This window comes from Nocardia sp. FBN12 (genome assembly GCF_050320175.1).
Taxonomy (GTDB): Bacteria; Actinomycetota; Actinomycetes; order Mycobacteriales; family Mycobacteriaceae; genus Nocardia.
In genome coordinates, this window is sequence record NZ_CP190048.1 from 4,679,908 (window position 1) to 4,702,768 (window position 22,861).

Here is a 22,861-nt window from a genome sequence, read left to right on the forward strand (position 1 = left end):
GGAATCCGTTTTAGCGTGAGCCCCTGTGACATTCACGCAGGGTAATCCAGTCGTCGCCTGCCGCAGCCTCAGTGGTTGGGCGCGCACCGCACCGACCGTCGCCGAAGTGCTGCGCACGCCGGACATCGCGGTGATCGCCGAGCGGGTGCGGACCGCGGGGCCGCGCGGAGTGATCGCGCGCGGGCTCGGACGTAGCTACGGGGACCCGGCGCAGAACGCGGGTGGACTGGTCGTCGACATGACCGCGCTTGACCGCATCCACAGCATCGATCCGGACAGCGGGATCGTCGAGGTCGACGCGGGCGTCAGTCTGGACACTCTCATGAAGGCCGCGCTGCCGTTCGGGCTGTGGGTGCCGGTCTTGCCGGGGACCAGGCAGGTGACGGTCGGTGGCGCGATCGGTGCGGACATCCATGGGAAGAACCATCATTCGCAGGGCAGCTTCGGCAATCACGTCGTGTCGATGGACCTGCTGACCGCCGATGGGTCGGTGCGAACGCTGGCGCCGGAAGGGGCGCAGGCGCAGCTGTTCTGGGCGACGGTCGGTGGCATGGGGCTCACCGGGATCGTCGTCAGGACACGAATTCGGCTGAAGCACACCGAGACCGCGTATTTCCTCGTCGACAACGACCGGACGCGCGACCTCGACGAGACGATGGAATTGCTGACCGGTGGGTCCGATGACGGATACGACTACTCGATGTCGGTGCCGGACACCATTTCCACCGGGGCGAAGCTCGGGCGGGCCGGGTTCAGCCGAGGGTCCCTCGCAACGGTCGATCAGTTGCCGGTGAAATTGCGCAGCAAACCCTTGAACTTCGATGCGCCACAATTGTTCACAGTGCCCGATATCTTTCCGAACGGGATGGTCAACGCGGTGACCACCCGCATTGCCGCCGAGGCCGCACATCGCCTTTTTCCCCGGCGGGCGCGCGGCCGCATCCAGAATCTGACGCAGTTCTATCACCCGCTGGATCTGCTCGGCGAATGGAATCGGGCCTACGGCAAGCGTGGGTTCCTGCAGTATCAGTTCTCCATGCCGTACGGGGCCGAGCAGCAGCTGGCCGACACGGTGCGCGCCATCGCCGAGTCCGGGCACCACTCGTTCCTCAACGTCTTCAAACGAATGGGCCCGAGCAACCCGGCGCCACTGTCATGGCCGCATCCCGGATACATGCTGAGCTTGGACTTCGCACTGACCAGCGGGCTCGACCGGTTCTGCGTAGACCTTGACGAACGGGTACGTGCGGCCGGTGGCCGACTGTACTTCGCGAAGGAATCACGGACCACGCCGGAGATGATCGCGACAATGTATCCGCGGCTCGGTGAATGGCGGCAGATCCGGGATCGGGTCGACCCGGAGCGGGTCTTCGCGTCCGATCTTTCCCGGCGGTTACAGCTGGTCACAGGAGCGCGACAATGATGTGCTTCAGATCACCTCCGCACTCGTCATCGCCGCGGCCACTCAGTTCGGCATCATCACCGCGATCGGCGGCCTCGCGGGCTGCGCCATCGCTGACGTCGGCGGGCTGGTCCTCGGCATCGGCTTCCACAACCGGATCAACGCGCCGGAAAACCAGTAGTAGGCGTGGGAGTTCAGGGTGCGAGACGGATGCGCAGCTTCTCGTAGGTCGGGATGAAAACCTTTCGGCGGTACCGGCGTTCGACGATCTCCCACGGGCGACCGGCAGCGGTCAGTGCTTCGAGTAGCGCGGTGAGTTCGGAGTGGACGAGTTGTGCCCCGAGGCACAGGTGCCTGCCGCCACCGAACCAGAGCTGGCGGGTTTCGGGGTTGTAGTCGCGGTCCACCCGGAACTCACCCGCGGCATTGTTGATGGTCCAGGTCAGAATCTTGACGTGCTCGCCCGCGCGCAGATCGCGGTCGGCCACCCGGACGTCCGCGGTCACCGAGCGGCCGACGAGATAGGCCGGGCTGGTGACCCGCAGAGTTTCGCGGACCGCGTCGGGGAGGCGGTCGGGGGCCGCGAGCAGGGCGCGATGCTGCGCGGTGTCGTGCATGATCGCGACCATTCTGGTCATCGCGCTGGCGAGAGTGTCGGTGCCCGCGACCGCCATGAGGATCGCCAGACCGCCGGCGTGCTCGACGTCGAGGCCGAGTTCACGGCAGCGGCCAAGGGTGGTGTCGGGGTCGGCGCGGGCGTAGGCGTCGGGGACGTTGACAGCGAGCTGGGTGGCCAGCTCACGAGCGCGAGCCAGCGCAACGGGATCGAGGGTGGTCGAGGCCATGGTGCCGAAACCCAGGTTGACCAGCTCTTCGACGTGATGGAACAGCCGCAGGAACAGGGCGTCCTGGTCGTCGGTGTAGTCACCACCGATCGCCGCGGCGATGTCTTCGGGACGCATCCCGACCAGGTCGGAGACGCTGCGGCCGACGAGGATCTGCGCGCGGGCGGCGATGTCGACAGTCTCCCCCGCGGCGAGCCGTTCGCGCAGGTCACGCAGATCGGGACCGATCACCCGCTCGACCAGGGCGTCGGTGTGCGCGAGGGTGAACAGGTCGCGCACCTTGGTCCGCAGGTCGGTGTGGCCGGGGCCTTCGAACAGGTCCTCGACCCAGTCGCCGATCACCTGCGCCCACCAGTGCCCGGCGGCACCTTCGGAGACGATGCTGAAATGCGTGCTGTCGTTGTAGATCTGGCGGGCCACCAGCGGATCAGCGACGAACCAACCGAGTTCGGGAACCTTGCGAATCGGCCGCGCGAACCGTCCGAGCAGCAATAATCCAGGCAACCAGGGTTGACCTGCGGCGAGTAGGGTGAGTTCATGGCGTCGGGCAGAGCTCCACACCCCGGCACAATCTAATCGAGCGAGCCCGATTAGTGAAGATCTGTGGCTAGGATCGGCGAGATGCGCTGGTGGTGATCTGTGCATCACGCGATATCTGGAAGTGAACAAGCATGGTGAGATCGACAATCGAAGCCGTCGGCGCGTATCTGCCGGCCAGGGAAGTGACCACGGCGGAATTGCTGGCGCAGCTGGCTGTCGACGCGCCGCTGGATCTGGAGAAGGTCAGCGGGGTCAGGGCGCGACGGGTGCGCGACGAATCCGAGGATTCCTTCACCATCGCCCTCGCCGCCGCCCGCGGCGCACTGGACAACTCGCGCTACGACGCCGCCGATCTGGACGTGATCATCTCCTGCTCGATCACCCGGACCCGCGGCGAGGACTTCTGCCTGGAACCGTCCTTCGCCCTGATGCTGCGAACCGAGCTCGGGGCAACGCGGGCGATCCACTTCGACGTGTCCAATGCGTGCGCCGGGATGATGACCGGAGTTCTGGTGCTGGACAGGATGATTCGGTCCGGCGCGGTGCGTCGCGGCATGGTGGTGTCGGGGGAATGCATCACGCCGATCGCCGATACCGCCGTGCGGGAGATCTCGCAGAAGTACGACCCGCAGTTCGCCTCGCTCACCGTCGGCGACGCGGGCGCGGCCGTGGTGCTCGACGGCACCGACGGGCCGGGGCTCGACTACGTGGAGCTCAATACCAGCGCCGCCTTCGCCGAGCTGTGTCTCGGGATGCCGAGCGATCAGGGGCCCGGGGTCGCGCTCTACACCGACAATCGCGCGATGCACAACGAGTCCCGGTATCTGCTGTGGACCGCACGGCAACAGGAGTTCCTCGCCGCGCGCGGATCGAGCTTCACCGCGGAGGGTTACGACTATCTGATCCATCATCAATTCAGCGGCCCAGCAGTGGAATTGATCAACAAGATCGCTGAGCGCGAATTCGACGCGGCGATGCCGCCGGGGCTCGCGGTACTGGACCGGTACGGCAACACCGCGTCGACCTCGCATTTCGTGGTGTTGCACGACGCTTTACGGCAGGGACTGATCGCGCCGGGGTCGAAGGTACTGCTGGTACCGGCCGCTTCCGGGGTGGTCGCGGGATTCTTGTCGGTGACAATCGGCGATCTGCGGGTATAGGACAGTATGGGAATCATCATTTCTTCGGCAGTGACGCGCAGCGGCGGAGTCAGCTCAATAGGTCAGGCGGCAGATGCCGCGCGCGACGCGCTAGCGGGTGCCGGGTGTCCGCCCGAACAGGTCGACGCGCTGATCAATGTGGGGGTCTATCGCGATGCGAACCTCGTGGAACCGGCGGTCGCGGCGCTGATCCAGCAGGCGGCGGGGATCGGGTTGGACTATCGGCGCGGTGATGTGCCGTGTTTGTCGTTCGATCTGATGAACGGCGCCTGCGGAGTGGTGAACGCGGTGGGCGTAGCCGCTTCGCTGCTGGCCGATCTGCCTTCCGGGCATGTGGTGGTGGTGTCGGGGGACGCGCACCCGTCGGGGCAGGCCGGCGCGGAGTTCGCGTTCGAACCGGTGGGGGCGGCGTTCGTACTCGAGAACTACGCGGAGGCCGCGGGATTCGGCGGAGTCCACGTGAGTGCCGGTGACGCGCCGCCCGAACCGCAGGGTTATGTGAAGTTGTCCGCGATGGGCGCCGAGGGGCGCTCTTCATTGACGGTCGAATTACTCGCCGGGACAGCGGAACTCGTCGAACATGCCGCCATCGCGGCGCGCGATGCGTTGACGGCGGACGGGCTCGACGCCGCGCAGGTGGTACTGCTGTGCGGCAAGCCGACGCCGGACTTCGCGGACGAACTGGCCGCCCAGCTCGGCGTGGGCGCGGTGGTGACCGACGACTTCACCGGCGACGCACACACTTCCGCGTTGACCGCCGCGTTCGTGGCGGCACGCGATGCGGGACTGGCTGATCGGCCGTTGCTGTTCGTTGCCGCTGATGGTGGACCCACCGCGGCGGCGGTGACCTATCGAGGGGTTGGTGTGCGGTGACGCGGGCTCTACACGTTGTTCCGGATCCGGTGAGCGCGCCGCGGCACGGTCGCCATCGTGCGGTGTCCGATGCCCCGGTGGGGGTGCCGAGTCGGCGCACGGTGCTGGCCTTGCGCTCGATTCCGGTGGTCGGATGGGTGTTCCTGCTCGTCGGGGTGGTGCGGCCGTTCCAGGCTCGGTGGCTGCGGGTGGCCTTCTGGATCGATGTGGTGCTGAGCATCGGGGTGCACGCCGCCCAGATTCCGGCGGCCCGGGCGGTGGCCGCTGAGCGGGGGATCTCGGGTCGGCGGGCGGCCGTGATGACCATGTTGTTCGGCGCTACCTGGTGGAAGACGCTGGGCGAGGCCGAACAGTGACCGATGCGCCGGGCTCGGGTGCTGTGACCACCGGCTTCGCGCCGCGGGCCATCGGCGGGAGGACCTCGCCCGGCTACGGCCCACGAGATCGCCGACGCGATAGCGCGCCGCGATGACTGTGCTGGTGACCGGCGCAACGGGATTCGTCGGCGCGGCGATCGTGCGTGGACTGGTGGACCGTGGCGTGCCGGTTCGGGCGATGGTTCGGGATCCGGCATCCGCGCCCGCGGGTGCCGAGGTGGCGGTGGCCGACCTCGCGGACGCGGGTGCGCTGGCGGCCGCGGTGGCCGGGGTGCGCGCCGTTGTGCACGCGGCGGCGCTGCTCGGCGAATTCGGAAGGCCTGCTGAGTTTTTCGCGGTGAATGTGGCCGGGACCGACCGGCTGGTGCAGGAAGCGTCGGCGGCCGGGGTGCGACGGTTCGTGTTCATCGGCAGTCCGAGTGCGTTGATGGCGCCTGATGGTGGGGATCAGGTGGGGATCGATGAGACCGTGCCCTACCCCGCCCGGTTTCTGAACAGCTATTGCGAAACCAAGGCCGTGGCTGAGCAATTGGTGCTGCGCGCTGATGCGCCGGGGTTCACGACTTGTTCGCTGCGACCGCGGGCAGTGTGGGGACCCGGGGATCGGCACGGGCCGATCGTGCAGATTCTGGCGAAGCTGCGAGCGGGACGGTTGCCGGATCTGTCCGGTGGGCGCGATGTTCAGGCTTCACTGTGCTACATCGACCATCTCGTCGATGCTGTAGTTCTCGCTCTCGACGCCGAGAAAGTCGGTGGGCGTGCGTATTTCGTCGCCGATGCGGCACCTGTTTCGGTGTGGGCGACATTGGACGCGGTGGCAGACCGGTTCTCCTTGGCTCGACCGAGCGTCACCGTGCCCGCGCCAGTGCTCGGTGGGGCGTTGGCGGCGATCGAAACGCTGTGGCGGATCCCGGCGGTCGCGCAGCGGTGGGCTCCGCCGCTGTCGCGGTACGCGGTCGCGCTCGTCACCCGGTCGGCGACCTACGACATCTCGCGCGCTACCCGCGAACTCGGCTTTCGTCCTACGGTGCCGTTCGAGACGGGCTTGGACAACTTCCACCGCTGGGTCGACCAGGTCGGCGGGCTCGACCGGCTGCTGGAGGATGCGTGAGTGAGCTGTGGGTGGTGATTCCCGCCTTCGACGAGGAACTCGGCATCGGCAAAACCCTGGCTGCCATCGCGGCGCAACAGGACACAGATTTCACGGTGGTCGTGGTCGACAACAATTCCGCCGACCGCACCGTCGAGGTGGTCCGGGCCTTCGCCGCGGCGCATCCGGTGCCGCGCATCGTCGTGATCGGCGAACAGCAGAAGGGCACCGGCGCTGCCGCCGATACCGGTATGCGGCACGCGATTGCACAAGGTGCGACCTACCTGGCCCGCACCGACGCCGATTGCCTGCCTGCCCCCGACTGGACCCGGCGGGTCAAAGCCGGGTTCGGCTCCGGGCTGCGACTGGTCAGCGGTCAACTGATTCCACGCACCGACGAAGGTGTTTCGTGGATCGACCGCACGATCATCCGGGTGGCCCTGGAAGTGGCGTCGACCTTCGGCAAGGTGCGTTCGGGAAATCGGGATCCGAAGTATCTCGGGCCATATGTGATGACGCCGGGGTGCAACATGGCGATCACCGCTGAATTATATGACGCCGCAGGCGGATTCCCACGAACCGCGATCGAGGATCTGCACGAGGACCGCGCGCTGGTCAATGCGGTGCGCACGATCACCACCGACTATGGTTTGCGCCGGGACGTGCGGGTGTACGGCTCGAATCGCCGGGTGCGGGCCTGGGGCATTCGCAAGACTCTCGCCTGGTATGCCGATCATCGGTATCGGCCCGACGTGGTCGATATTCGGTGAACGAAGTGGAGGGGAGCACCGGTGACCGACTTTCTCGAAAGGCTTGCCACGCAGGCTGAACGGATTCCGGACGCCTCGGCGCTCGGAACGGTCGGCAAGCGTGCGCTCACCTATCGGGAACTTGTGGAGACGGTCGGCGGGGTCGCGCACAATCTCGGCGAGGCGGGGTTCGCGCCGGGTGATCGGATGCTGTTCTCGATTCGGCCGAGTGTGTCGTCGGTGCTGTTGATCTTCGGTGTGATCGCGGCGGGCGGGACGATCGTGTTCGTCGACCCCGGCGTGGGCCCGGAGCTTTTCGCCAAACGCGTCGACGTGGTCGAACCGTCTTGGGCCGCAACGGAATCCCTGCTGTACACCGTGAGTGGACCGCTGGCCGGGTTCGGTCGAAGGAAGGGGCTGGAGCTGCCCCGGTTCGGCGCGCTCGATGTTCGGCATATCCACAGTGGGGTGTGGTTGCCCGGCACACCGCTCGGGTCGATTCCGTTGCGGCGGTTCACCGGTGACGCGCGCGAGAGGGCGCTGCCCGCCGCGGATCCGGATGCGGCGGCGTTGATCGTCTTCACCTCAGGAACCACCGATGAGCCGAAAGCCGTGGTGCACACCCGTGCTTCGCTGAGCGCAGGCCTCGCCGCGATGGGCGGAAGGACGAGCCTCGCACCTGGCGCCTTCCTGCACACCGAGCAGCTCATGATGGGGCTGCCCGCGCTGATGGCGGGGGCCCGGTGGGCGATGCCGCGGTATCCGCGCTTCGGCACACACATCGATCCGGTGCGGTTCACGCGGAATCTGCGCAGCGCTACGCACGCCTTCTACACCCCGGCCGATCTGGCTGTCGCCCTCGCCGCGATCGAGGCCGACGCCCTTGCGGCGCCGCCGAATCTGCGCCAGGTAGCGCTGGGCGGGGCGCCGGTCACCTCAGCCCTGCTGCGTCGAGCACAGAAGTCGTTGCCCGACACCGAGTTTCTCGCCGTCTACGGGATGACCGAGATCCTGCCGGTGGCGGTCGCGACCGGCGCCGCGAAGCTCGCACACGACGGGGATCTCCTCGGCACACCTGTGCGTGGTGTGCGGGCAAGGATTGCCGACGATGGCGAACTCGTGCTGTCGGGCCCGAATCTGTGCCGCGGATATCTCGGCGCGGAGCCCATGACCGAGATCGCGACCGGCGACCTCGCCCGCTGGGACGGCAAGGAACTCGTCCTCACCGGACGCAAGAAGGACATGATGATCAGGGGAAAGACCAACATCTACCCCGGGCTGTACGAGCCGGTGATCACCGCGATCGACGGGGTGCGCGAAGCGATCATGGTCGGCCTGCCGGACGAGATCGGCGACGAGCGGATCGTGCTCGCCATTGTCGCCGAACCTGAGTCCGCGGACATCGTGGCACTACTTCGCGAACGACTGCCGCAGATCATCGACACCACCGCCGTCCCCGATGACATCGTGGTGGTGGATCGAATTCCGGTCAGCGGGCGGACGAACAAACCGGACCGGGCGGCGCTACGGGAGCTTGTGGTCACGCTGCTCGCGTGAGCACGCGGCCGAGCGCCCCAGTGCTGAACTCAGCGGCGCGATGACGGTTGCCGGTCGGCTCAGCGGGTGACCGAGCGGATGGTGCTGTCGGCGAGGGATTCGATGGTCGCTCGCGGGAGCATGGTGTCGACGTAGCAGAAGGTGATCGACATCGTGGTGCTGAGAGTGGCTACCGCGACGGTCAGCGCACTGGCGCAGGAATTCGTTCCGGCGACCGTCAGCGCGGTGATGTCCAGCGGCTCAGGGGTTTCGGGTGGCGACAGTCTGCCCAGGTTGCTGAGGGTGACGTTCCAGGGGGCGCGGCGGTCGATGAGTTCGATGGTGCGCCTGCCGGATTCGAGCGAGCGGGGGCAGCCGTGGCGGATGGCGGCCAGGGCGGTGAGATCGTTGTTCTTCGACAAGTGTTGGGTCAGTTGAGTTTTCGCCGCACGGGCCGCATCCCAGCGGGAGCCGGCCGGTCCGTAGGGGACGAAGGTGGGGACTACGGCGGTGAACATGCCGGGCTCGTCGGCGGCCGGGGGTGGGTTCAGGCGGGCGCGGACGTCGACCGGGATGCCGATGCCGGCGACCCCGGATGTCCGGGGAGCGAGTTCTCCGAGGGCCTCGGCCAAGGCGGCGGCCAGCGCTGCGTTGATCGTGACGTCGTGCTGGTGGCAGCGAATACGCAACTCGGTGAGGGCTTCACCCTCGATGGTGCGGATCACGGTGCGGGTGCGGCGGATCGGTAGCGGTGGCGGAGTGCCGGGCAGACCGGCCGGGCGGCGGGCCATCGCGGTGAGTTGGCCGCCGATGTTGGTGCGCAGGCAATGCAGGAGGCCGGTGTTCGCGGGTGGGATGAGGTCGTCGGGGGGCGGACTCGGCGGGCGCGATGTGGCGGGGACGGGAGATCCGAAGGTGTAGGCGAGGATTCGCCAGGCCAGCGACACCATCGAACGCCCGTCGAGCAGGACGTGGGACAACACGAGGATCAGGTCGTGGTGTTCGGCGGAAGTGCCTGGGCGCCAGGCTAAATCGATGAGCCGTCCGGGCGCTGTCGCCAGATCGATGGAGTCGGCCAGTTGTTCGTCGAAGATCGAGCGCCACTCGTCGGGGTCTTCGACTAGGCGGTGCAAGACCGGCAGGTGCGGGTCGGCGGACGGAGCGAAACAGGGGCCGTCGACAACCGTTGTTCGCAGCAGCGGGAATTCCGCGAGCACTGCGTCCGCGGCTTCCTCGAGGCGGTAGGCGCCGATCGAACCCCGCACCCGCAATCGGACGACGCAATTCGCCGGCGACAGCTGATCGACAAGCCAGAACCAGCGCTCCGCTGCCGACAGCGGCCGCGTCACCTCGCCCATCGCGGCCTCCCCTGTCTCGGCAACTGCGTCACCGCGAGCGTATCGAACCGATGCCCGCCCGAAACTCAGCGCTTTCACATGGAGTTACTACATGCGTATTATGGACTTATGGGTTTCGAGTGGCCTGATTGGGCGATCGCTCACCTGATCGGCATCGAACCCAGCGAGGTTCGGCAGGTCCTCGCAGCGTCACGACGGTGGCCACGCCCGGCCTTCGACGGCCAGGTGACCGTCCTGACGGTGTGGGGGCGCACCACAGCAGGCCGCCCGCTGATCGTGGTGATGCGACAGCGGGAGGACTGGACGTGGGTGATCATCGGCGCACGGACGATGCGCGCCGAGGAACTGGCGCAATTCGAGCAGTGGGAAAGTGGGAACCGATCATGAGCGAGCAGGGACTTCCGTCCAGCAAAGAAGAACTCGCCGACTTCATGGATCGGCTGAGTTTCACCGACGAGCCCACCGACGCCCCACCACGCCTTCCGGTCAACGAAGACATCATGGTGACCACGTCGATGCGCCTGCCCCTCGGCCTGCACACCCGCCTGAAATCCCTCGCCGACGAACGCCGGGTAGGCGTCTCCACCCTCCTGCGCGAATGGGCCGAGGCAGCCGTCGCCGACATCGACGACGAAGACCAGATGATCTCCCTCGCCGAAGCCAAACGCGCCCTCTCCCGAGTCCACCCCATCCACCGCGCGAGCTGACGAGCGAACCCGCCGTTGCGACCGGCTATCGCGGCGAAGCGCCCGCCGGGGCCGTCAGAACACGCACCGTGCAGTTGACCCCCGGCGCATTGGCCAATCGCGAATCAGTGGTGAGCAGGTCGCACCCGTAGGCCTCCGCCGCGGCGACGTAGGCGGCATCGTAGGCAGTCAGGTTGTCGTGTAGCTCCCAGATCCTGGGTACGAGAACGCGGGTGACGGGGACTTCTGGGTCGAGTTTTTCCAGGGCGGTGACCGCTCCGGCCGCTTGCTCGATGCTGATCGTGCCCGCACGGGTGAAACGGCGGATCACCGAAAGGACCTCGACGGTCCAGTGCTGAGGCGCGATCCATCGGTTGTCGGCTTCGAGGGCCGCGCGACAGCTGTCACCGAGGGGGTCGGGATTCAAGAGAGCATGGACGAACACCGAAGCATCGACCACGATCACTCGCCGATCTCCGGTCCGCCGAGCACCGAATCGCGCTCAGCGCGTTCAGAATCCAGCGCTACCACCACATCCTGCGCGGTGAAGGCAACATCCCACGTCGCGGGACTGAACTGTTTGAGTACCGCGATGTTGTCCTGACGGCGGGCTTCGTCACGGACCAGGTCGAAGAGAAAGGCCTGCAGCGACTGCCCCCGCCGCTGCGCCAGCGCGACCAACTGATCGCGCAGCGGCTCGGGAACGTCGCGGATCTGCAAGGCAACCATGCATGCAATAGTACATGCACACTTGATCAGCGACCAGGTGGCAGGTGCGGGGCAGTGGAATACCACGAAGGCCCCCACTCAGGAGTGAGGGCCTTCGTCGGCGGTTCAGCGGTGCCTCAGCGGCGGCGCTTGCCCTTCGAATCGGTGCGGGCGGCTTCGCGGCGTTCGCGGCGGGTGCCGGGTTGCTGTTGGCCGCCGTATTCCTGGGCGTCGGAATGGGATTCGGCGTGGCCGTCTTCGGCGGGGCCCGAGTAGTTCATGGCTCGGGGAGCCTGGTCGGTGATGCCCTTGGCGCGCAAGGCAGGCGGGGCCTGGGTTTCGGTGGGGGTGTCCTGGGGGCGGTTGCCGACCGGGGAGCGCAGGCCCTTGTCGATGGAGACGCCTTCGGGCTGGGGCTGCTGGACTTCTACCTGGAGGTTGAAGAGGAAGCCGACGGACTCCTCCTTCAGGCCTTCCAGCATGGCGGCGAACATGTCGAAGCCTTCGCGCTGGTATTCGACCAGCGGGTCGCGCTGGGCCATGGCGCGCAGGCCGATGCCCTCCTTGAGGTAGTCCATCTCGTAGAGGTGTTCACGCCACTTGCGGTCGAGGACCGAGAGCAGGACCTGGCGTTCCAGATTGCGCATGGCGCCTTCGCCCGCGAGGCCGTCGATTTCCTGTTCGCGCTTCTCGTAGGCGTTGTGGGCGTCTTCGAGGAGGACCTCGCGTAGTTCGTCGCGGGTGAGCTCGCCCGCGTCGCCGGTGGCCGTCTCGCCGGTGAGTTCCTTGTGGTCCAAGGTGACCGGGTAGAGGGTCTTGAGGGCGGTCCAGAGCTTGTCCAGGTCCCAGTCCTCGACGTAGCCCTCGGCGGTGGCGCCGTCGACGTAGGCGGTGGTCACGTCGGTGATCATGTTCTGAACCTGACCCTCCATGTCCTCGCCACGCAGGATCTGGTTGCGCTCGCCGTAGATGACGGTGCGCTGCTGGTTCATGACCTCGTCGTACTTCAGCACGTTCTTACGGATCTCGAAGTTCTGCTGCTCGACCTGGGTCTGGGCGCTCTTGATGGCCTTGGAGACCATCTTCGCCTCGATCGGCACATCGTCGGGCAGGTTCAGCCGCGTCATGATCGCCTCGAGGGCGGCGCCGTTGAAGCGGCGCATCAGCTCGTCGCCCAGCGAGAGGTAGAAGCGGGACTCGCCCGGATCGCCCTGGCGGCCGGAACGACCACGCAGCTGGTTGTCGATTCGACGCGACTCGTGGCGCTCGGTGCCGAGCACGTAGAGACCGCCGGCCTCACGGACCGTCTCGGCATCGTCCTCGGTCTGCTTCTTCACCTGCTCGAGCGCGGAGTGCCAGGCGGCCTCGTACTCGTCGGGGGTGTTCACCGGGTCGAGGCCCTGCTTGCGCAGCAGGATGTCGGCGATGATGTCGGCGTTGCCGCCGAGCACGATGTCGGTACCACGACCGGCCATGTTGGTGGCCACCGTGACCGCGCCGGGGCGGCCGGCCTCGGCGATGATCTGGGCTTCCTGCTCGTGGAACTTCGCGTTCAGCACCGAGTGCGCCACACCACGCTTGGTGAACTGCTTGGACAGGTACTCCGAGCGCTCGACGCTGGTGGTACCGATCAGCACCGGCTGGCCCTTCTCGTGCCGCTCGGTGACATCGTCGACGACGGCGGCGAACTTGGCCTCTTCCGACTTGTAGATCAGGTCGGCCTGGTCCTTACGGACCATCGGCTTGTTCGTCGGGATCGGGACCACGCCGAGGTTGTAGATCGAGTGCAGCTCGGCGGCCTCGGTCTCGGCGGTACCGGTCATGCCGGACAGGCGGTTGTAGAGGCGGAAGTAGTTCTGCAGGGTGATCGTGGCCAGGGTCTGGTTCTCCGGCTGGATCTCGACCTTCTCCTTGGCCTCGATAGCCTGGTGCATGCCCTCGTTGTAGCGGCGCCCGACCAGGATGCGGCCGGTGAACTCGTCGACGATGATCACCTCGCCGTCGCGGACGATGTAGTCCTTGTCGCGGGTGTAGAGCTCCTTGGCCTTGATGGCGTTGTTCAGGTAGCTCACCAGCGGCGAGTTCGCGGCCTCGTAGAGGTTGTCGATGCCGAGCTGGTCCTCGACGAACTCCACGCCGGCCTCGTGCACGCCGATGGTGCGCTTCTTGATGTCGGTCTCGTAGTGAACGTCCTTCTTGAGCAGCGGCGCGATGCGCGCGAACTCGGCGTACCACTTCGAGGAGGCGTCGGCCGGACCCGAGATGATCAGCGGGGTGCGGGCCTCGTCGATGAGGATCGAGTCGACCTCGTCGACCACGGCGAAGTTGTGACCGCGCTGGACGAGATCGTCCAGGGAGTGAGTCATGTTGTCGCGCAGGTAATCGAAGCCGAACTCGTTGTTCGTGCCGTAGGTGATGTCGGCGTTGTAGGCCACGCGGCGCTCGGCCGGGGTCATCCCGCCCAGGATCACGCCGACCTCGAAGCCGAGGAAGCGGTGCACGCGGCCCATCCACTCGGCGTCGCGCTTGGCCAGGTAGTCGTTTACCGTGACCACGTGCACGCCGTCGCCGGAGATCGCGTTCAGGTACGCGGGGAGCACACAGGTGAGCGTCTTGCCCTCACCGGTCTTCATCTCCGAGATATTGCCCAGGTGCAGCGAGGCGCCACCCATGATCTGGACCTTGTAGTGCTTCTGGTTCAGCACCCGCCACGACGCCTCACGCGCCACGGCGAAAGCCTCGAGCAGCAGGTCGTCGAGGGTTTCCCCGGCGGCGTAGCGCTCGCGGAACTCGTCGGTCTTGGCGCGCAGCTCGTCGTCGGTCAACGGCTCGATCTCGTCGCCGTACGCGATGACCTCATCGGCGAGGTTCGAGAGCCGCTTGACCATGCGACCTTCACCAATCCGTAGCAACCTCGTCAGTGTCAGCGCAGGCACGGGTCTCGTCAGTCCTCTGGTCGGAGTTGTGTTCAACGGCGATGGTAGTCCGCAGACCACCGTACCCGGCGGCGTGGACCCGTGCCTGACGTACCGGCGCAGTCATTGCCCCAGGTCACGATGCCCGGCGAGCCTCGTTGCCCGGCACTGCGATTCACCTGCCGTGACGTAGGATGTAGCGCGTGCCCGATCAGCGCCACGCGGCACCGGAAGGAGCATCGGAGCGCGTGATCACGAGATTGACGCCGCAGGACGCGTCGTTCTATCGGCTCGAGTCGAGCAGCAACCCGATCCACATCGGCTCTCTCGCGATTCTGAACAACTCCTCCCCCGACGCCGCGGGCCAGGTACTCGACTACGAAGGCCTCGTCGACCTGGTCGAATCCCGGCTGCCGATGGTGCCGCGCTACCGCCGCAAGGTGCGCGAGATCCCGCTCGCCATGGGTCGGCCGGTCTGGGTCGAGGACAGTCGTTTCGACATCAGCTATCACATCCGCCGCTCCGCGCTGCCCGGTCCGGGCAGCGACTCCCAGCTCTACGATCTCGTCGCCCGGCTCGCCTCACGCCCGCTGGATCAGGGGCGGCCACTGTGGGAGATGTATTTGATCGAAGGCCTCGCCGACGGTCGCGCCGCGGTGTTCACCAAGTCACATTCGGCGCTCGTCGACGGTGATACCGCCCTGGAAATCGGGCACGTGATCCTCGACAACTCCCCGCTGCCGCGCGAACTGGCCGACGACGCGTGGCGGGCACCGCGCGAACCATCCGATGTGGAATTGCTGGCGGGGGCGCTGTCGCGACTGGCCGCGCAGCCGCGAGAGGCCTACAGCGTGATGCGCGACGCGGGATCGAACGCGTTCGGAGTGGTGCGCGGCACCCGGATGGCGGTGCAGGCCGCGGCCAATGTGGTGCGCGCGGCGACCTCGAGCGCGGCGCCGGACAGCCCGCTCAACGCCCGCACCTCGCGCAGCCGCCGCTTCGACGTGGTGCGCACGGATCTGGAGGACTACCGCACGATCCGCGGGCATTTCGACTGCTCGATCAACGACACGGTGCTCGCGGTGGTCACCGGAGCGCTGCGCAACTGGTTGCTCTCGCGCAACGAGGCGCTGGTCGAGTCCACCAATCTGCGTGCGGTGGTACCGATGTCGGTCTACGTCGACGGCGACAACCAGCTGACCCCGGCCAGCGAGGTGTCCTCGTTCCTCATCGATCTGCCGGTGGGCGAACCGAATCCGACGATGCGGCTGTCGCACATCTCGCACGCCACCGACGCCGCGGGCAGGCAACGTCGCGGTGTCAGGGCGCGCACACTCGTGCACCTGGCCGGGTTCGCGCCCGCGAGCCTGCACGCGATGAGTGTGCGGGCGGCGAGTACCTTCGCCGACAACAGTTTCAATCTGGTGATCACCAACGCGCCGGGACCACAGACCGCGATGTACATCGGCGGGGCGCGCATGCTCGAGATGTATCCGGTATCGCCGCTGCTGCGCAATCAGACGTTGAGTTTCGGGCTCACCTCGTACGACGGTCAGGTCTTCTACGGACTCAACGCCGACCGCGACGCCATGGCCGATATCGATGTCCTCGCGGCATCGGTGCACGAATCGATGGAGGAGTTGCTCGGTGCCTGTCTCTGAGAACGACACGATGCGCGTCTACATCCCGGCGACGATTCCGATCCTGCGCCAACTCGTCGACGAGCAGCAGCTGTTCCCGCTCGGCGGGACCGCGTTCGCCGTGACACCCGCCCTGCGCGAGGCGTACGCGGCGGGCGACGACGACGAGCTCGCGGAAGTGGCGATGCAGGAAGCCGCACGGGCCTCCATGCGCCTGATCGGCGCCGAACGCGACGGCCTCGACGATCTCGGCGACAGCGAAGGCGCGGCGGCCGACCCGGTCAGCCCGGTGTACCGGCGCGCGGTGATCGCGGCGGATGTGCCGGGAGCGACACTGCGGCCCGATCTCGACGACGCTGTGGTGAAACTGTCGGGGCCGCTCACCTTCAAGCAGGTCGCGGCGGTGCATGTGGACTTGGCCGACGCCGAGCCGCAGGTCGCGAAGGCGGTGGACGTCATCGACGCCGCCGACCTCGGTGACACCGATGCCGAATTCGTGCTCGGTGACGCGGAGGACCATCAGCTTGCCTGGTACGCGCCACAAGAAGTGCCGTTCCTGCTCGAGCTGTTGTAACTGTCGGCGCAGGGCCGACGGGGTTGCCCACTGTTCACAACTGGCGCTGAACCTACGATGCCGTAACCTGGCTGCGAGCGAGTCACCCCACGGTGGCCCGAATGCACGACAGGGAGAAATCGCAGCGCATGGTCCTCAATAAGTTCCGGGAATGGCTCGAAGCACCGGCGGCGCAGGTCGCCGACCGCGGCGGCAAGCTGAACGTGTTGCGCGGCGCGGTCGCCCGGGTGACCACTCCCCTGCTGCCCGACGACTACCTACACCTGGCCAACCCCCTGTGGTCGGCGCGCGAGCTGCGCGGGCGCATCGTCGAGGTGCACAAGGAGACCGCCGACTCGGCGACCCTGGTGATCAAGCCGGGCTGGGGCTTCGATTTCAAATACCGGCCAGGGCAGTACATCGGTATCGGCATCCTGATCGACGGCCGCTGGAACTGGCGTTCGTACTCGCTCACCTGTCCGCCCGACTGGACCGGCGAGGGCGGCAAACGACTCATCTCCATCGCGGTGAAGGCGATGCCGGAAGGCAAGCTGTCAAGCCACCTTGTCAACGGGGTGGCCGCGGGCACGATCGTGCGGCTGGCCGCGCCGCAGGGCGGGTTCGTGCTGCCGGAGCCGCCGCCGGCGAAGGTGCTGTTCCTCACCGCGGGCAGCGGCATCACCCCGGTCATGTCGATGCTGCGCACGATGGACCGCCGCGACGGCGTCCACGATGTGGTGCACGTCCATTCCGCGCCCACCGACGCCGACGTGATGTTCGGCGCCGAGCTGCGCGCCCTGCATGACAAGCACCCCAGCTTCGTCTCGCACCTGCAGCTCACCGACGCGCAGGGCCTGTTCTCCCTGGCCAGCCTCGACGAGCTCTACCCCGACTGGCGCGAGCGCGAGACCTGGGCCTGCGGCCCCGCCCCGATGCTCGACGCGATCGAGAACCACTGGAAGAACGCGGGTGTGGCCGACAAGCTGCACATCGAACGCTTCGAGGTGGAACGCTCCGCGATCGGCGAGGGCGGCACCGTGACGTTCGGCACCACCGGGCGCAGCCTCACTGTCGACGGCGCGACCAGTCTGCTCGAAGCCGGTGAATCCGTCGGCGTGCAGCTGCCCTTCGGCTGCCGGATGGGCATCTGCCAGACCTGCGTGGTCACGCTGTCGGCCGGACACGCCCGCGACCTGCGCAACGGCGACGAGCGCCAACCGGGCGACAAGGTGCAAACCTGCATCTCCGCCGCCGCCGGCGACTGCACCCTCGACATCTAGGTCGGCCCGCCGGAGCAACCACCGGGTACCCTCGGAGTTATGCGTCGGTCACACACCGTGACCAACGGCAATCGTTGAGGCCACTGATTTCGATCAATTCCGGCCGGGCACGACTCAGGACCACTCACAGGAGGACCCCCGGTGGCTATCACCGATATCCAGGCCTTCGCCCATCTGACGGCGGCCGACATCGAGACCCTGGGGAAAGAACTCGATTCGATCCGCCGTGAGGTGGAGACCTCGCGCGGCGAGCGCGACGCGAAGTACATCCGTCGCACGATCGCGGCCCAGCGCGCACTCGAGGTGGCGGGGCGCGCGGTGCTGTTCGGCAGCCGCAACCGGTGGGCGTGGCTCGGCGGTACCGCCATGCTCTCGGTCGCCAAGATCATCGAGAACATGGAGCTGGGCCACAATGTGAGCCACGGCCAATGGGATTGGATGAACGATCCCGAGATCCACTCCACCACCTGGGAGTGGGACATGACCGGCACGTCGTCGCAGTGGCGGCGCGCGCACAACTACTCGCACCACACCTACACCAACGTCCTCGGCAAAGACGAGGATCTCGGGTTCGGCATTCTGCGGATGACGCGCGACGAGCAGTGGCGCCCACTGCATCTGGCCCAGCCCGCCGCCAACCTGCTGCTCGCCGCGACCTTCGAGTGGGGTATCGCGCTGCACGATCTCGGCATCGAGAAGGAACTGGCCGGCGTCAAGGCAGGCACCCTCACCTCGCCGCCCGATCTCGATTTCTACCGCAAGGCGGGGCGTCAGGTCGTCAAGGACTTCGTGCTGTATCCGGCGCTCACCGGCCCCGCCTGGAAGTCGACACTCAAGGCCAACGCCACCGCCAACCTGGTGCGCAACCTGTGGTCCTACGCGGTGATCTTCTGCGGCCACTTCCCCGACGGCGCGCAGAAGTTCACCGCCGAACAGCTCGACGGGGAGACCCAGGGCGAGTGGTACCTGCGTCAGATGCTGGGCAGTGCCAACTTCAAGGCCGGTCCCGTGATGGCGTTCATGAGCGGCAATCTGTGCTACCAGATCGAGCACCACCTGTTCCCCGACCTGCCGAGCAATCGGTACTCGGAGGTGGCGGTGCGGGTGCGCGAGCTGTGCGACAAGTACGACCTGCCTTACACCACCGGGTCGCTGGGCAAGCAGTACCTGCTGGCCTTCCGCACCATCCACAAGCTGGCACTGCCGGATCGTTTCCTCAAGCGCACCGCCGACGATGCGCCCGAGACGTCATCGGAGCGCAAGTTCGCCGGTATCTCGCTGCCCGAGAGCCTGCGGGTCGATCCGGAGACCGGTAAGCGGTTCGGGCTGCGCTCGGCGCTGCACGATGCGAAGGTCGCGCTCGAGATCAAGGCACGGCACGAGAAAGAAGTGCTGCGCGAGGCGAAAACAGCGCTCAAGGCGCGGGCACGGCAGGAGAAGCTGGCGCTGCGCGAGGCAAAGCGGGCGCTGGGCGAACGCGCGGTGCGCGAGCGTGGCGTGCTGCGCGACAAAGCCGCCCGTCGCATGGCCCGACACGCCTGATAACATTTACGTCTCGGTTTCGCAATAGGACTTATCACACATTTCGTCGCGAAAATCGCCAACCTACGCTCTCGTAACTTACGGTACTGTAGCCGCCATGGCGATCTCGGATGTCAAGGAATACGCACACCTCACCGCTGCGGATGTCGAAGCTCTCGGTGCGGAGTTCGATGCGATCCGCCGGGAGATCGAATCCTCGCGCGGCGCGGCCGACGCGCGCTATATCCGCAACGTCATCCGGTTACAGCGAGCGCTCGAGATCAGCGGCCGCACGGTACTGTTCGCCAGCTTCCTGCCCCCGGCCTGGCTGGCCGGTGTCGCCCTGCTCGGCTCGGCCAAGATCATCGAGAACATGGAGATCGGCCACAACGTCATGCACGGGCAGTGGGACTGGATGAACGATCCGGAAGTCCACTCCACCTCGTGGGAATGGGACAACGCCGGACCGTCGGCGCACTGGAAGATCACCCACAACTTCCTGCACCACAAGTACACCAATGTGCTCGGCATGGACGACGACATCGGTTACGGCCTGCTCCGCGTCACCCGTGACCAGCGCTGGATGCCGTTCTACCTGGGCAATCCCGTCTACAACCTGCTGCTGCAGGCGCTGTTCGAGTACGGCGTCGCGATCCAGCATCTCGAGCTGGGCAAGGTCGCCAAGAAGAAGTGGGCCAAGGACTCGCCCGAGTGGAAGCAGTTCGAGGCCGACCGCACACTGGTGCTGAAGAAGATCGGCAAGCAGGCCGCCAAGGACTATGTGGTCTTCCCGCTGCTCACCGGCCCGGCGTTTCTCACCACGCTCACCGCCAACATCGCCGCCAACGTGGTGCGCAATGTGTGGACCAACGCGATCATCTTCTGCGGGCACTTCCCCGACGGCGCCGAGAAGTTCACCAAGGCCGACATCGAGGGCGAGACCAAGGGCGAGTGGTACCTGCGCCAGATGCTGGGCAGCGCCAACATCAGCGGCGGGCCGCTGCTGCACTTCATGAGCGGCAACCTCAGCCACCAGATCGAGCACCACCTGTTCCCCGACCTGCCGAGCAACCGCTACGCCGCCATCGCGGTGCGGGTGCGCGAGCTGGCCGAGAAGTACGACCTGCCCTACACCACCGGTTCGCTGCCGGTGCAGTACTTCAAGTCGTGGCGCACCATCCTCAAGCTCTCGCTGCCGAACAAGTACCTGCGCCACACCACCGACGACGCGCCGGAGACCAAGTCCGAGCGCCTGTTCGCCGGCAACACCACCCCCTCGATCGACCCGGCGACCGGACGTCGTCAGGGCCTGCGTACCGCGCTGGCCGCCGGGCGCAAGCTGGCCCGCCGGTCTCCTGCCTGACCCGGCTGCGGTTGGATGGTCGGTGTGAGTGCCGATCAGCTGAGCGTCTACGACGCGATCCGTCTGCGTCGTGACGTGCGCGCCGAATTCACCGGCGAGCCGATCGACGACGACACCCTCCTGCGGATTCTCGACGCGGCGCATCGCGCGCCCAGCGTCGGGAACTCACAGCCGTGGGACTTCGTGGTGGTGCGTCAGGCCGAGACGCTGCGCCGTTTCGCCGAACATGTGGCGGACAAGCGAGTCGAGTTCGGTGCGTCGCTGCCCGCCGAGCGGGCGGCGACCTTCGCGCCGATCAAGATCGACGGAATCATCGAGAGCGGCACGGGTGTTGTTGTCACCCACGATGATTCGCGTGGGGGGCCGCAGGTGCTCGGCCGGGCGAGCGTGCCGGAGACCGGCGTGTATTCGACGGTGCTGGCGATCCAGAACCTGTGGCTCGCGGCGACCGCCGAGCAGGTGGGGGTGGGCTGGGTGTCGTTCTACGACCCGGAATTCCTGCGCGAACTCGTCGGCCTGCCTGTCGGGATCAAGCCGGTGGCCTGGCTGTGTGTCGGGCCGGTGAGCCGATTCCAGCAGGTACCGGATCTGGAACGGTTCGGGTGGCGTGCGGGACGCTCGTTGACCGACGCCGTGCATCGCGAGACCTTCGGCGGCTGAACAAGGATCCGGACACCCGCACAGCGGATGCCCGGATCGGTCAGCGTTCTAGGCCAGCTTGATCAGGCCGTAGTCGAAGGCGTGTCTGCGATAGACCACCGACGGGCGGTCTGTCTCTTTGTCATGGAAGAGGAAGAAGTCGTGGCCGACCAATTCCATCTGGTAGAGGGCGTCGTCAACCGACATCGGTGTCGCGGTGTGCACCTTGGTGCGCACGATGTGTCCTGGGCCCGATTCGTCGACCGGCTCGTCGTGATCGTGGGCTGCGGAACCGTTCGGCTGGGTGAACAGCGACTCGTCGACCAATGTGGCAGTGGCCTGCGCGACCGAGACCGGCGTCTTGTCGCCGTAGTGCACGACGCGCCGCTTGTCCTTGGACCGGCGCAGTCTGCTCTCGATCTTCTGGGTGGCCGATTCGAGCGCGGCGTAGAAGCTGTCGGCGCACGCCTCGGCGCGCACGATCGGTCCACGGCCGCGCGCGGTGATCTCCACGCGCTGACAGGCCTTGCGTTGACGACGGTTGCGTTCGTGGAACAGTTCCACATCGAAGAGGAAGATCGACGGGTCGAAGCGCTCCAACCGAGACAGCTTCTCCGTCACGTAGATTCGATAGTGGTCTGGTATTTCGACGTTACGACCGGATACCACCACTTCGGCGTGTGGTGTCTCGGATTCGATCGTCTCGGTGGCACCGTTGAAATGTGCCGTGGGTTCAGCATCTTGCACTGATGCCCGTGAAGAAGTCGTCACGCGTACCTCCCGGATATGGCCGCACAACTACGAACGTAGGGCGGCGGGATTGAGCTGTGCCGATCGGGAATCGCCCGGCACCTGTATCCGCGGCACCACCTCCCAAACTTGTGGTTCGGTGTGTGCTCGCGACGCTAGTCCGCCATGAGCAAGTCCGCCACTGTTCACGCGAACTTTCCTCAGTCAAGCCGCGCAGGTCACCAAAACCGCTCGCGGAACTATGCCGATTCGGCCAAGAACACGTACCGATTCGCACGCGGTGGCACCGGTAGTGAGTACGTCGTCGACCAGCACTACCTGGTCTTTTCCAGTGATAACACCCCGGTCGCCCTGACCCGCGACGGTCGTGATCTTGCCGCGCAGATTGTGGGTGCGTTCATGCGGCGTCAAGCCCACCGAATCGCGCACACCGCGACCCATCCGCAGCAGCGGTGCGGTTCGGCAATCGATCAGCCATCGCGCCGCCACCGCGGCCGAGCGGGCCACCGGATCACCGCCACGCCGTCGCGCTGCCGCGGTTCTGGTCGGTGCGGGTACGAGCACCAGCGGGCGGTCGGGGGCGCGCAGACGGACCAGTGCGTGGGCCAGTGCCAGGCCGAGTGGGTCGGCGAGATCGCGCCTGCTGTGTTCCTTGGCTGCCAGCACCGCCCGCCGGCCAACGCCTCGGTAGGGCCCGAGCGCCCAGCACGGAACACCGGGGTCCGCACGCGGCCGAACCCGGACCAGCCCGCGGCCGAGCTCGGCGGCGCACCCGGCACACCATTGCTCGCCGACCGCACCGCAGCCCCCACACCGGTCGGGCAGGATCAGATCCAGCAGCGCCTTCATAGCGAGCGAGTATGGCAGTGGCCACCG

General features: G+C 66.7%; 23 protein-coding genes. 16 read left to right on the plus strand and 7 right to left on the minus strand.

What is annotated here, in order from left to right; genetic code table 11:
• Positions 1–25 precede the first annotated feature (25 nt).
• The gene (locus ACQHI0_RS22190) at positions 26–1,423 is read left to right on the plus strand and encodes an FAD-binding protein (RefSeq protein ID WP_427903760.1); all 1,398 of its coding nucleotides are present in this window, start codon (positions 26–28) and stop codon (positions 1,421–1,423) included.
• Position 1,424: 1 nt separating this feature from the next.
• Positions 1,425–1,583, plus strand: coding sequence for a hypothetical protein (locus ACQHI0_RS22195; protein ID WP_427903761.1), 159 nt, complete (start codon positions 1,425–1,427; stop codon positions 1,581–1,583).
• 13 nt (positions 1,584–1,596) lie between these two features.
• Here ACQHI0_RS22195 and ACQHI0_RS22200 read toward each other — a convergent pair whose 3' ends face one another.
• The gene (locus ACQHI0_RS22200) at positions 1,597–2,751 is read right to left on the minus strand and encodes a cytochrome P450 (RefSeq protein WP_427903762.1); all 1,155 of its coding nucleotides are present in this window, start codon (positions 2,749–2,751) and stop codon (positions 1,597–1,599) included.
• A 167-nt stretch (positions 2,752–2,918) separates the two neighbouring features.
• Here ACQHI0_RS22200 and ACQHI0_RS22205 point away from each other — a divergent pair, with 167 nt between their 5' ends.
• From ACQHI0_RS22205 to ACQHI0_RS22230, 6 genes are all read left to right on the plus strand, one after another.
• Positions 2,919–3,947, plus strand: a complete 1,029-nt coding sequence (locus ACQHI0_RS22205; RefSeq protein WP_427903763.1) for a 3-oxoacyl-ACP synthase III family protein — start codon at positions 2,919–2,921, stop codon at positions 3,945–3,947.
• A gap of 6 nt (positions 3,948–3,953) precedes the next feature.
• Positions 3,954–4,820 (plus strand): hypothetical protein, encoded by an 867-nt coding sequence (locus ACQHI0_RS22210; protein ID WP_427903764.1) that lies wholly within the window; start codon positions 3,954–3,956, stop codon positions 4,818–4,820.
• A 62-nt stretch (positions 4,821–4,882) separates the two neighbouring features.
• Positions 4,883–5,176, plus strand: a complete 294-nt coding sequence (locus tag ACQHI0_RS22215; protein ID WP_427903765.1) for a hypothetical protein — start codon at positions 4,883–4,885, stop codon at positions 5,174–5,176.
• 112 nt (positions 5,177–5,288) lie between these two features.
• A complete protein-coding gene (locus ACQHI0_RS22220; RefSeq protein WP_427903766.1) occupies positions 5,289–6,308 on the plus strand; it encodes an NAD-dependent epimerase/dehydratase family protein in 1,020 nt (339 codons plus the stop codon).
• Positions 6,305–7,057 (plus strand): glycosyltransferase family 2 protein, encoded by a 753-nt coding sequence (locus ACQHI0_RS22225; RefSeq protein WP_427903767.1) that lies wholly within the window; start codon positions 6,305–6,307, stop codon positions 7,055–7,057. The genes ACQHI0_RS22220 and ACQHI0_RS22225 overlap by 4 nt, the downstream gene beginning before the upstream one ends.
• A 21-nt stretch (positions 7,058–7,078) precedes the next feature.
• Complete coding sequence (locus tag ACQHI0_RS22230) at positions 7,079–8,593, plus strand: class I adenylate-forming enzyme family protein (RefSeq protein WP_427903768.1); 1,515 nt, start codon at positions 7,079–7,081, stop codon at positions 8,591–8,593.
• 59 nt (positions 8,594–8,652) lie between these two features.
• Here the strand turns inward: ACQHI0_RS22230 and ACQHI0_RS22235 are convergent, their stop codons facing one another.
• Positions 8,653–9,930 carry a phthiocerol/phthiodiolone dimycocerosyl transferase family protein gene (locus ACQHI0_RS22235; protein ID WP_427903769.1) on the minus strand — a complete coding sequence of 426 codons (1,278 nt, stop codon included), beginning with the start codon at positions 9,928–9,930 and terminating at the stop codon, positions 8,653–8,655.
• A gap of 108 nt (positions 9,931–10,038) precedes the next feature.
• On the opposite strand from ACQHI0_RS22235, the gene ACQHI0_RS22240 reads away from it, so the two are divergent.
• Both ACQHI0_RS22240 and ACQHI0_RS22245 read left to right on the plus strand, forming a co-directional pair.
• Positions 10,039–10,317 (plus strand): hypothetical protein, encoded by a 279-nt coding sequence (locus ACQHI0_RS22240; RefSeq protein ID WP_427903770.1) that lies wholly within the window; start codon positions 10,039–10,041, stop codon positions 10,315–10,317.
• Positions 10,314–10,637: a hypothetical protein gene (locus tag ACQHI0_RS22245; protein ID WP_427903771.1), complete on the plus strand. Its 324-nt coding sequence runs from the start codon at positions 10,314–10,316 to the stop codon at positions 10,635–10,637. The genes ACQHI0_RS22240 and ACQHI0_RS22245 overlap by 4 nt, the downstream gene beginning before the upstream one ends.
• 25 nt (positions 10,638–10,662) lie before the next feature.
• Here the strand turns inward: ACQHI0_RS22245 and ACQHI0_RS22250 are convergent, their stop codons facing one another.
• The 3 genes from ACQHI0_RS22250 to secA form a co-directional block, all read right to left on the minus strand.
• Entirely contained in the window at positions 10,663–11,082 is a 420-nt protein-coding gene (locus ACQHI0_RS22250) for a type II toxin-antitoxin system VapC family toxin (protein WP_427903772.1), read from the minus strand.
• Positions 11,079–11,345 (minus strand): hypothetical protein, encoded by a 267-nt coding sequence (locus ACQHI0_RS22255; protein ID WP_427903773.1) that lies wholly within the window; start codon positions 11,343–11,345, stop codon positions 11,079–11,081. Before ACQHI0_RS22255 ends, ACQHI0_RS22250 begins: the two co-directional genes overlap by 4 nt.
• Before the next feature lie 116 nt (positions 11,346–11,461).
• Positions 11,462–14,260 carry a preprotein translocase subunit SecA gene (secA, locus tag ACQHI0_RS22260; RefSeq protein WP_427903774.1) on the minus strand — a complete coding sequence of 933 codons (2,799 nt, stop codon included), beginning with the start codon at positions 14,258–14,260 and terminating at the stop codon, positions 11,462–11,464.
• A 227-nt stretch (positions 14,261–14,487) separates the two neighbouring features.
• On the opposite strand from secA, the gene ACQHI0_RS22265 reads away from it, so the two are divergent.
• The 6 genes from ACQHI0_RS22265 to bluB all read left to right on the plus strand — a co-directional run bounded on the left by ACQHI0_RS22265 (position 14,488) and on the right by bluB (position 21,256).
• Complete coding sequence (locus ACQHI0_RS22265; protein ID WP_427903775.1) at positions 14,488–15,900, plus strand: WS/DGAT/MGAT family O-acyltransferase; 1,413 nt, start codon at positions 14,488–14,490, stop codon at positions 15,898–15,900.
• A 10-nt stretch (positions 15,901–15,910) separates the two neighbouring features.
• Positions 15,911–16,453, plus strand: coding sequence for a DUF6912 family protein (locus ACQHI0_RS22270; protein ID WP_427909257.1), 543 nt, complete (start codon positions 15,911–15,913; stop codon positions 16,451–16,453).
• Positions 16,454–16,581: 128 nt separating this feature from the next.
• Positions 16,582–17,712, plus strand: a complete 1,131-nt coding sequence (locus ACQHI0_RS22275; RefSeq protein WP_427903776.1) for a ferredoxin reductase — start codon at positions 16,582–16,584, stop codon at positions 17,710–17,712.
• A gap of 141 nt (positions 17,713–17,853) precedes the next feature.
• Positions 17,854–19,254 carry a fatty acid desaturase family protein gene (locus tag ACQHI0_RS22280; protein ID WP_427903777.1) on the plus strand — a complete coding sequence of 467 codons (1,401 nt, stop codon included), beginning with the start codon at positions 17,854–17,856 and terminating at the stop codon, positions 19,252–19,254.
• Positions 19,255–19,351: 97 nt separating this feature from the next.
• On the plus strand, positions 19,352–20,596 hold the full coding sequence (locus ACQHI0_RS22285; RefSeq protein WP_427903778.1) for a fatty acid desaturase family protein: 1,245 nt from the start codon (positions 19,352–19,354) through the stop codon (positions 20,594–20,596).
• 15 nt (positions 20,597–20,611) lie between these two features.
• A complete protein-coding gene (bluB, locus tag ACQHI0_RS22290) occupies positions 20,612–21,256 on the plus strand; it encodes a 5,6-dimethylbenzimidazole synthase (RefSeq protein WP_427903779.1) in 645 nt (214 codons plus the stop codon).
• A gap of 48 nt (positions 21,257–21,304) precedes the next feature.
• Here the strand turns inward: bluB and hpf are convergent, their stop codons facing one another.
• The gene (gene hpf, locus ACQHI0_RS22295) at positions 21,305–22,006 is read right to left on the minus strand and encodes a ribosome hibernation-promoting factor, HPF/YfiA family (RefSeq protein ID WP_427903780.1); all 702 of its coding nucleotides are present in this window, start codon (positions 22,004–22,006) and stop codon (positions 21,305–21,307) included.
• A 183-nt stretch (positions 22,007–22,189) separates the two neighbouring features.
• Positions 22,190–22,834, minus strand: coding sequence for a ComF family protein (locus ACQHI0_RS22300; protein WP_427903781.1), 645 nt, complete (start codon positions 22,832–22,834; stop codon positions 22,190–22,192).
• Positions 22,835–22,861: the final 27 nt, after the last annotated feature.

Coding starts and splice junctions, on each gene's coding strand:
- ACQHI0_RS22205 (WP_427903763.1), top strand. CDS start 2,919: ATGGTGAGATCGACAATCGAAGCCGTCGGCGCGTATCTGCCGGCCAGG.
- ACQHI0_RS22210 (WP_427903764.1), top strand. CDS start 3,954: ATGGGAATCATCATTTCTTCGGCAGTGACGCGCAGCGGCGGAGTCAGC.
- ACQHI0_RS22220 (WP_427903766.1), top strand. CDS start 5,289: ATGACTGTGCTGGTGACCGGCGCAACGGGATTCGTCGGCGCGGCGATC.
- ACQHI0_RS22235 (WP_427903769.1), bottom strand. CDS start 9,930: ATGGGCGAGGTGACGCGGCCGCTGTCGGCAGCGGAGCGCTGGTTCTGG.
- ACQHI0_RS22240 (WP_427903770.1), top strand. CDS start 10,039: ATGGGTTTCGAGTGGCCTGATTGGGCGATCGCTCACCTGATCGGCATC.
- ACQHI0_RS22245 (WP_427903771.1), top strand. CDS start 10,314: ATGAGCGAGCAGGGACTTCCGTCCAGCAAAGAAGAACTCGCCGACTTC.
- ACQHI0_RS22255 (WP_427903773.1), bottom strand. CDS start 11,345: ATGGTTGCCTTGCAGATCCGCGACGTTCCCGAGCCGCTGCGCGATCAG.
- ACQHI0_RS22270 (WP_427909257.1), top strand. CDS start 15,911: ATGCGCGTCTACATCCCGGCGACGATTCCGATCCTGCGCCAACTCGTC.
- ACQHI0_RS22275 (WP_427903776.1), top strand. CDS start 16,582: ATGGTCCTCAATAAGTTCCGGGAATGGCTCGAAGCACCGGCGGCGCAG.
- ACQHI0_RS22285 (WP_427903778.1), top strand. CDS start 19,352: ATGGCGATCTCGGATGTCAAGGAATACGCACACCTCACCGCTGCGGAT.
- bluB (WP_427903779.1), top strand. CDS start 20,612: ATGGTCGGTGTGAGTGCCGATCAGCTGAGCGTCTACGACGCGATCCGT.
- ACQHI0_RS22300 (WP_427903781.1), bottom strand. CDS start 22,834: ATGAAGGCGCTGCTGGATCTGATCCTGCCCGACCGGTGTGGGGGCTGC.